The sequence below is a fragment of the Pseudomonas sp. genome (assembly GCF_050739995.1).
Taxonomy (GTDB): domain Bacteria; phylum Pseudomonadota; class Gammaproteobacteria; order Pseudomonadales; family Pseudomonadaceae; genus Aquipseudomonas.
Window position 1 is genome coordinate 1 of the sequence record NZ_JBOICG010000583.1, and the last position, 9,980, is coordinate 9,980.

The following is a 9,980-nucleotide window of genomic DNA, read 5'->3' on the forward strand; positions in this document are numbered from 1 at the left end:
GCGCTGGACTTCGGCAATGCTACGGGCGACCTGAACAACGCTGGTGGTCTGATCACCACGGCAGGTGTCCTGAGCCTGGACCATCTGCGTGACCTGAATAACCAGGGCGGCGAGATTTCCAGCGCGCAGAGCCTGAACCTCAGCGGCCGCACCCTGGACAATAGCGCCGGCAAGCTGATCAGCAACAACCTGCTGGTGCTCAAGGCCAGCAACCTGATCAACCAGGGCGGTTTGATGTCCGGCTGGCAGGGCTTGACCGTCAGCGGCGAGAGCCTGGACAACCGCAACAACGGCACGCTCTCCAGCCGTTACGGCGACCTCAACGCAACGCTCACCAACCGCCTGCTCAACAGCGGCGCCGGTGCACTGGTCAGCCAGAAAGCACTGACGGTCACCACCGCCGAGTTGGACAACAGCGACAAGGGCATTCTCTCCAGTGCGAGTGACCAGACCCTCACCGTCAGTGGCCTGCTAAACAACGCCCAGGGCGGCGTGATCGACAGCGGCGCAGCCCTGAACCTGACGGCACAGAATCTCGACAATAGCGGCGGCAGCATCACTGGCGGTACGGCGGCCACCCTCGGCCTGCTCGCGACCCTGACCAATACCAACGGCAAACTGTCCAGCGGTGGCCCGTTGCTGATTTCCCGTGCCGCGCAGATCAACAACCAGGGCGGCCAAATCGCCAGTCAAGGTTTGTTGACCCTGTTGACGGGCGGCCTCGATAACCGCAATCGCGGCACCGTCGCGGCCAATGAGCGCCTGACCCTCACTGCCAGCGGTGTCGTGCAAAACGGTAGCGATGGTTTGATCTACAGCCAAAACGCTGACCTGAAGCTCACCGCCAACCGCTTGGACAACGTCAAGGGCGCGGTACAAAGCAAGGCGGGCCTGACACTGGACGTCGCAGGCGATATCGATAACCAAAGCGGCAAGCTGATTGCTCAAACGGACGACCTCAGCGCGCAAGCCGCCAGCCTCGATAACCGTGGCGGCGTACTTTCCAGCCTCGCAGGCGCGCTGCAAAGCCGCGTTGTCGGTGTGCTGCGCAATGGTTATGACCTGAACAACAACCGCCAGGGCGGCATTGTCCAGGGGCAATCCCTGAACCTGCTGGCCGGGACTCTGGATAACTATGGCGGGCGGCTCTCTGCGCAAAGTGGCAATGCCTTGGTCAGCACCGGTAACTTCGACAACCGCAACGGTGGGCTCTATGCCAAGGGCCTGGTGAACGTCACCGGCCATGATTTCGACAACAGTGGCGACAACGGTGGTCAGATTGCCGGCCAGCAGATCGATCTCAACCTGAGCGGTGCACTGAATAACCGCAAGGGCATCATCGAAAGTGAATCGACCCTCAAGGTCAGCGCCGCCAGCCTGGACAACCAGACCGGTCGGCTGCGAGCGCTGGGCGCCAACGGCAGCACCGAGTTCACCATCGGCGGCCTGTTTGATAACAGCAATGGCCTGTTGGAAACCGCCAACAACACCCTGACCCTCGCTGCGGGCAACCTGCAGAACGCAGGCGGTACGGTGTTGCACGTGGGCACCGGTCGCTTCGACATCGCTCCGAGCAATCTCAACAGTGTCGGCGGCAGCCTGGTGACGCGGGGCGACCTGACCGTCAATCAGGCCACCTGGACCAACAGCAGCGTGATCCAGGCCGGGCGCCTGACCGTCAACGTCAACCAACTCGACCAGACCAGCGGCGGCCAACTGTTGGCTGCCCAGCGTTTTATCGGCAGCGGCGGCAACTGGTCCACCCATGGCCTGATTGCCAGTGATGGCAGTCTCGACTTGACCCTGAACGGCGCCCTGAACGGCACCGGGCGCATCAGCAGCCTGGGCAACCTGACCCTCAGCGCCGCGCAACTGAACCTGAGCAACACCGCCAGCATCGCCGGCGGCGGCATTACCACCGCCAACATCACTGGTACCCTGAACAACTACGGACGCCTGACGTCCACCACCGACCTGAACCTGACCGCTGGTGCTATCAACAACTACGCGACCCTGGGCAGTGGCCAGAACCTCACCGCCACCACCGGTGCGTTGCTCAACGACCACGGGCTGATTTTCAGCGGTGGCAACATGAGCCTGCGGGTAGATGCTCTGAGCAACAGCTATGCCGATATCTACAGCATGGGCGACCTGAGCGTCGACCGTGACGGCAAGGGCGGCTTGGCCAGCAGCATCATCAACAGCTCCTCCAGCATCCAGAGCGACGGCAACCTGAGCCTGGCCGCCTCGATGATCAGCAACCGGCGCTCAGTGCTGACCACCAATGACGGCGGCATCTACACGGCTTCGATTACTGAGTTTCCTTGTCAGGAAGGTCCCAACTATGCCGGCGATTGCAGCGGCGGCAAGGAAAACCACCTGTGGCAAATCGTTCAGCGCGACAAGTTCGAAGTTACCGAGGCCAGCGCCGCATCGAGCATCAGCGCCGGTAAGGACTTGACCATTACCGGTGGTGACCTGCTCAACGCGAGCAGCAGCATCGGCACCGCTGGCAACCTGAATATCTCGGTCAACAACCTGGCCAATAACGGGATTGAAACCGGCGAGACCGAAACCTGGCGACTGTTTATCTCCGAGCGTACCCGCGATGCCAGCGGCTGGTATTCGGCGGCCGCTGCGTTCAACAACCGCTACTCCAGCACCGGCGCAGCCTATAACCCCAAGGACCTGAGTGGCCTTGAAGCGGCCATGGCCTCGTTCATCGGCATGACCGAGCAAGAGCGCACCGCGCTGCGTCGAGTCACGAAAATCGACTCCGGCGATCAACGTTACTCGGCCGTGATCCAGGCCGCCGGTGCGGCCACCGTCAAGGCCCAGGGCAACATCGACAACAGCGTTGTGCGGCCCGGCTTCAACTACGTGGGCGCAGGCGCCAAGACCACCACCGACGCTTCGGGTGCCAGCGCGGCCAACGGTTTCTCGACCCGTATCACCATCAACCAGCAGCTTCCGCCAGACCTCGCCCAACAGCAGATCAACCCGCTGAGCCTGCCCGGCTTCAGCTTGCCCACCGGCCAGGGCGGCTTGTTCCGCCTGAGCGGCGAGGGCACTGCCACCCCCACCGATACCGGCCCACAAAGCTGGACGTTGGGTGGCAACAACCTGGCGGCGGCGGATCGCCCGCAAGCGACGCCAGGCACCCCGTCACGCACGGTGGCCGGTCAAGGCTCGGCCAACCCGCTCGACCCGGGTCAAGCGCCTGTCACGGGCAGTGGCACCTCAGTCAACGGCTTGACCGTCAACCGCGTGCAAGGCCTGCCCGACAGCCAGTTCGCATCCAACCCGCAAAAATACCTGATCGAAACCAACCCGCTGCTCACCAACCTGCAGCAGTTCATGGGCTCCGATTACCTGTTGTCGAAACTGGGCTATGACCCGGACCAGTCCCAAAAGCGCCTGGGTGACGGGCTCTACGAACAACGCCTGATTCAACAGGCCGTGATCGCCCGCACCGGCCAACGCTTCATCGACGGCCAGACCAGCGATGCCTCGATGTTCAAGTACCTGATGGACAACGCCATCGCCAGCAAGCAACAACTGAACCTGGCCGTGGGCGTGAGCCTTACCGCTGAACAGGTTGCTGCCCTGACCCATGACATCGTCTGGATGGAAAACGCCACCGTCGCCGGCCAACAAGTGCTGGTGCCGGTGCTCTACCTGGCCCAGGCCAACAACCGCCTGGCGCCCAACGGTGCGCTGATTGCCGGCAGTGACCTGAACCTGATGGCCGGGGCCAACCTCGACAACGTCGGCACCCTGCGCGCCACCCAAAACCTGGCCGCCAGTGCCGGACGCGACATGGTCAACAGCGGCCTGATCGAAGCCGGCAACCGCCTCGACCTGCTGGCCACCAACAACCTGACCAACCGCGCCGGCGGCATCATCGCCGGTCGCGACGTCAGCGTCTCGGCGGTCAATGGCGATGTGCTCAACGAACGCAGTGTCACCAGCCACCAGAGCAGCAGCGGCTACCGCACCGAACGCACCGATGTCGTCGACAACGCAGCGCGTATCGAAGCCGCCAACAACCTGAGCCTGGGCGCCGGGCGCGACGTCAACAGTGTGGGCGGGGTGCTGAAAAGCGGTGCCGACACCGTCATCCAGGCCGGACGCGACGTCAACCTGGCCAGCGCCGAACAGCGCAACGCCAATGCCGTCACCACCCTGTTTCATGGCAACAGCGCCACCCAATACGGCACCGTCATCGAAGCCGGCCGCGACTTCCAGGTCGTCGCCGCACGGGACATCAGTGCTATTGGCAGCCAGATCGATGCCAAGCGTGACTTGGCCATGGCGGCCACGGGTAATTTGACCTTGGCTTCGGCGGCGAATGAACAGCATTCGGCGTTTAATTCGAAGAAGGTTAAGAGTCAGGAGGATCATGTTCAGCAAGTGTCCACCACGCTCAAGGCGGGCGGGGATGTGACGTTGAGTGCGGGGCAGGATCTGGCGTTGGCGGCCAGTACGGTTAATGCGGGGGATGAGGCGTATTTGGTGGCGGGCAAAAACCTCGCCCTCAAGGCGGCTGAGGACCAAGACTACAGCTTCTACAGCAAGACCAAAAAGACATCCTCGGGCAAGAAATTCCGCCTTGATGAAACGGACTCCGTCAGTAACGTCGGCAGCCTGGTTAGCTCGGGTGGTCACAGCACGTTGGTCGCCGGAGAAAACCTGCTGCTGGCGGGGAGTGCCGTGACGGCCGAGAAAGGCGCGGCGAAATTGGTCGCGGGCAACGACGTGCAGATTCTTGCGGTGACCGATTCCGATAGTGCTCGCCATGAGCGTAAGGAAAGCAAAAGCAGTTGGGGTGGGCTCAAGTCGAGCAAGGTCGAGGATAAGGTCGACGAGAAACGTACCACTGCGGTGGGGAGCATGGTCTCTGGCGAGACTGTCGTCGTTGCTGCTAAGCGCGATGTCACAGTGACGGGCTCGTCTCTGGTGAGCACGAGCGACCTGTCTGTCCAGGCTGGGCGTGACTTAACCATCGATGCTGCGCAGAACACCTTTTCCCGCACCGACATGCACAAGGAAAAGAACCGCGACCTGACCGGTGTGTTAACGGGAAATAAGTTGGGCCTGGATGACGCTACTGGCAATCAACACCTGTTTATTAACAGCCAAAAACACAATGGCACCGCTAACGAAACGACCTTGACGGGCAGCACCGTTGGGTCCAGCGCTGGCAATGTAAGTCTGAGCGCTGGACGCGAACTGAATGTGATCGCCAGTGACTTGGTCAGCACCAAGAACATGGACCTCAGTGGCGCCAACGTGACCATCACCGCCGGTGCTGAAACGGCGCGGCAAACCACGGAAGACAGTTCCAAGAGCCTGGCCGTGGGCCGGGTGATTGGCGGTGCAGTGATTGATACTGCACGCAGCATCCACGATGCCACTGAAGCGGCGAAAAATGCCGATGACCCACGCCTCAAGGCGGTGAAAATCGCCCAGGCCGCCCTGGCTGCCTACAACCTGGGTGGCCAGGCCTCGGACGCCAACGGCCAGAGCGCTGGCTTCAAGAACAAACAAGGCGGCTCGCCAAGCAACGGTTCGTTGATCAAGATCGGCACCGAACTGGCCAACACCCGCAGCAAGGCTAGCAGCGAGTACAACAGCCTGACGGCGCGCCAGAGCACGCTCAATGCCGGGCAGGATCTGTCGATTGTCGCTACCGGCGAAGCGCCCGGCACCCAGGGCAATATTGAGATCACCGGCAGCAGCCTGAAAGCCGCCAACACCTTGTTGCTGGCCAAGAACAACGTGTTGCTGCAAAGCGCCCAGGACACCGTCGACCGCAAGAACGATGGCTCGACCAACAAGACTGCCATTGGCGCGAGCTTCAACATCGGCGAGCAGAACGGCTTCACCCTCGACCTGGGTGCGCAGGGCGCGAAAAACAACGGCAATGGCAACTCGGTAACCCAGGTCAACACCACCCTGGACACCGGCTCGCTGCTGCTCAAAAGCGGCGGCGACACCACCCTCGCCGGTGCCCAGGTGCGCGCCGATCGCATCCAGGCCGACATTGGTGGCGACCTCAATATCCTCTCGCGCCAGGACACCGAATCGTCGCGCAGCAAGCAGAGCAGCGCAGGCTTTGGTGCGAGTATCTGCATCCCACCGTTCTGCTTCGGCTCAACCGTCGCCGGATCGGCTAGCATCTCTGCGGCCAAGATGAACAGCGATTACAAGGCCGTGACCGACCAGACCGGCCTGTTCGCGGGAGCAGGTGGCTACGACATCAATGTCGGCAAGACCACCACCTTGCAGGGTGGCGTGATTGCCAGCGAAGAGGCGGCGGTGAAGAACCGCTTGAGCACCGATCGCCTGATCGTCAGTGATATCAAGAACACCAGCGAGATCCAGAGCCAGTCGGCGGGGCTCTCTGCATCATTCAGCAGCAGCGACGGCACCTCACCGGGTGGCAGCATTCCGGTGGCGCTCAAGGAAGACGAGCGCAGCCACACCCGCAGTGCGGTCAGCGAGGGTACGATTGTGGTGCGTAACCCTGAGGGTGCCAATGATTTGGTGGGGCTCAACCGCGACACCGCCAAAGCCAACCAGCCACTCGACCGGCCTGACCAGAAGGCCATGCAGGAGCGCATCGACCTGATCCAGAGCTCGGCGCAGTTGGCCAGTGGAGTGATCAGCACGGTAGCCAAGGCCAAGGCGGATGAAGCAAAAAAACTCGCCGATGAGGCAAAAACTCAGGCCAATGCGGGTGCGCCAGGAGCAGTCGCTGCTGCTGAGGCGGCGCGCGTGGCGAATGCCGAGGCGCTGCGTTGGCAGGTCGGTGGCGATAAGAAGTTGATGGCCGACATTGCGACCGGGCTGATTGCCGCCGGGCTGGGTGGCGCCACGGGTGGCACGGCTGTGGGTATTGTTGCCAACACCTCATCCAGCGACATTTTCAATAAAATTGGTGACTTCGCCAACGCACAGCGTGATCAGTCTACCGATGCCACGACCAAGGCTGCCTGGGCGGAAGGCGGCGCTGCGCGGATTCTGTTGCACGCGTTGGCTGGCGCGGCCATAGGCTTGTCCAGCGGTAGCGCACAAAGTGGCGCGCTGGGTGCGGGCGCCTCGGCGGCGGTCATGCCGTCTATTGCCAAGGCCCTGGCCGATAGCGATTTGTCGCCTGCTGATCAAAAAGCCATAGCGTCCTTGATTGCTACAGGTGTCGGCAGCGCCGTGGGCTCAGGCGACGGCGTGACAGGCGGGGTGGTTGCCGGTGGTACGGCGTTTGCGGTCGACAAATATAACCGTCAGTTACACCCTGAAGAGAAAGCACTCGCCCTGGAGCTGGCCAAGAAGAGTAATGGCAAGTTCACCGCTGAGCAGATTGAGGCGCAGATGCGGCTGTCTTTTGTAAAAGGCACGGACATCACTCCGGCTACTGATATGGTCGTTTTAGACAGCGGTATTTATGACTCCGCCGGTAATTGGATGCCCATGGGTGATGGCAAGACCTCTGTGCAGATGTTTGAGAAGGCGGACCAGCAGGTCATCGCCTATATCAAGGAAAACACCCAGTCTTATGCCTGGACGATGGAGGCGGAAAGTGGTTTTTCTCGGGTACTGACAGGAGGGGCATACGCATACCCGGACGGTGGGTCGGGTAAACGCGACCGCTTGACGGGCTATCCGTTGGACGAGAGGGGCGGATACAAGGTGCCGGTCACGATCGAGGGCGTGTTGTACACTCCGCGCTTTATGTCATGTGGCAATGCTGAATGTATCGCGGTCGGCGCCAACATCGACCTAGCTGACGCCAATACGCTGAAGTGGATCAAGGCCGCCGACGCGAAAATGGTCAGCGACGTCGGGTTTATGCTCGGCGCGGGCGCGGCGGTGACAACGGGCGGCGTGAGTGCCGGGCTGTCGAACACCTCGATGGCGGCCTCTTTCCTGTCTGGCTACTTGAAAGAAGAACTCCCGGAAGCGGCCACAGGCAACGTGCTCAGCATGGGCTTTGAAAAGTTTGCAATGTCCAAGGGCGTTACGCCGGAAACCGCTTCGCGACTTTCCAACGCCTTGGGCACTGCGGGGGTGTGGGACAAGTTGGTTGAAGGCCTCAAAGGTGCAGTCAAGGGTGGGTAGCATGGTTACGAACTTATACAAATATCGACATGGCATTGGCCTGGTCTTACTCCTGGCTGCGCTACTCAACGGCTTTCTACGATTTGACGGCAGCTGGAAGCGCTTTTTCCTCATGGTGCTGGTGCAGCTCTGGTTTGGCCAGGCGGTCTACAACTATGCGCGAGGCGCCAGGGTGGCCATCGCGCCGGGCGGCATGAGTAAAGATGCCGACCCGGAGTGGCGAGCGGCGTTGGCCGGTTTTGCCCTGTTTTTATATGGGGTCGTGTTCTTTTTGAATTTTTGATCCTTGCATGGTCCATGGATGTTTACGGAAAACCCTCATGAAAAAAGTTGCCTTTGTTCTATCGGCCCTGGCCCTTGCCGGCTGTCACTCCACTGCCCGCGACTCGTCGCCCAGCCTCTTGAAAGATGGTGTGCAATTGCAGCAGAACAAAGTCGTGGCGGATGCCGAACACGCCAAAGTGATCATGCGGGCCACCGGTTTTACTTACCCCGTGCAGTTCTCCGTGCGCCGTGGCGGCGATGCCGACCAGCGCCCGGAGATACTCGGCACGGTGGTGGATTCGGGCCGGGGCAAGGTGTTCGGCTGGATCGCCAAGGTGAGCGAGGTGGCCAATAGCGCCGCTGTCAAGCGCTTCCCGCAGTTGGAAGTGCTGGCTGATCCGGTGCAGACAATCGAGGTGCTGGGCGAGTCGCGGGTGTATGACTCGAACTACTACCGCTACGCCGAAAAGATTGTCTACGCCTGCGGCCCGATGAGTTCGGCGTTTAAGCCGCAGAAGCAGAAGGTTTACCTGGTGGAATTCGTGATCGTCGGCGCGGGCTGTGAGCAGCATGTATATGACATCACCGACCCCGCACAGCGTATTCCCGTCCCTGCGTCCTGAACACCAACCCTTTTTTTCCTTCCCAACGTAAACCTTACTTCTTACCCTTCGGCTTCGGTGGAGACTTTTTATCCGTCTCCTTCACAGTTTCCCTCGGCCTTTTCTTTGCTTCATCTTCTGTCACGTACTCTCCTGTTACTGCATCACGATACCTAGTTGGCATATCCGCTCCTTGGCATTGCGTCGCCACGCCGGCGACTCTTCCGAGGCTAGTCCAGAGGCTTGGGTACGCAAGCTTCATTATGCAAATTTGCATTACGAAGCTTTTCCAAAGCGCAACGGTCATTGTGATGTGCCTCTGAAAATGAAAAAGCCCGCAGAGCTCAAGGCTCAGCGGGCTTTTTAGTCAGCACTCTCTAGTCAGGTGGGTTGCGCCGCGAGGCTATTACTCACATTCCGCCCCAACACCAACACCGTCATAAATCCAACCCCCACCAACGCCGTCGCCAAACTCAACAGCACCGCGCTGCCCATCTGGTCGACAATTCGTCCGCCGAAGAACGAGCCCAAGGCAATAATCACTTGGAACAAGGCGACGAACAGCGGCATGCCGCGTTCAACATCCTTGGGCGCTACTACAAACATCCAGATACTGGCGCAAGCCGGGAAGGCGCCGAAGGCGAAGCCCCAGAGTGCGATCAGCATCGTTGCGCCGGTCAGTCCGGTGGCGAAGTAGGGGAACAGGGCCGTGCTGGTGCCGATCATCAGTGCCACCAACAGCAGGGTGTAGCGCACGCTACGGTTGGCGGCGAATCCGGCAAAAACGTTACCGGCTACGCCCGCCACACCAAACATCAGCAGCAGTGAGCCAATAGTCTGGCCGTCGAAGCCGGAGCTGTTTTTAAAGAAAGGCGCGACGTAGGTGTACGCGGCAAAGTGTGCCAGGCCGATCAGCAAGACCGCGATCAAGCCGACTCGAGCGCGTGGGTTGATAAACAAGGCCGGCAGGTCACTGATGAGAATGGCCTTTTC

3 protein-coding genes and 1 pseudogene are annotated in these 9,980 nt (G+C 60.8%); 3 read left to right on the top strand and 1 reads right to left on the bottom strand.

Going from position 1 to position 9,980, the window contains the following annotated elements:
- The 3 genes from ACRESD_RS19390 to ACRESD_RS19400 form a co-directional block, all read left to right on the top strand.
- The coding region (locus ACRESD_RS19390; protein ID WP_431752381.1) for a hemagglutinin repeat-containing protein at positions 1-8,121 on the top strand (8,121 nt) is incomplete at its 5' end.
- 1 nt (position 8,122) lies between these two features.
- Positions 8,123-8,404 (top strand): hypothetical protein, encoded by a 282-nt coding sequence (locus ACRESD_RS19395; protein ID WP_431752382.1) that lies wholly within the window; start codon positions 8,123-8,125, stop codon positions 8,402-8,404.
- Positions 8,405-8,441: 37 nt separating this feature from the next.
- The gene (locus ACRESD_RS19400) at positions 8,442-9,008 is read left to right on the top strand and encodes a hypothetical protein (protein ID WP_431752383.1); all 567 of its coding nucleotides are present in this window, start codon (positions 8,442-8,444) and stop codon (positions 9,006-9,008) included.
- Between the two features lie 360 nt (positions 9,009-9,368).
- Here ACRESD_RS19400 and ACRESD_RS19405 read toward each other — a convergent pair.
- Positions 9,369-9,980: pseudogene (locus tag ACRESD_RS19405) on the bottom strand (MFS transporter); the annotation flags it as partial.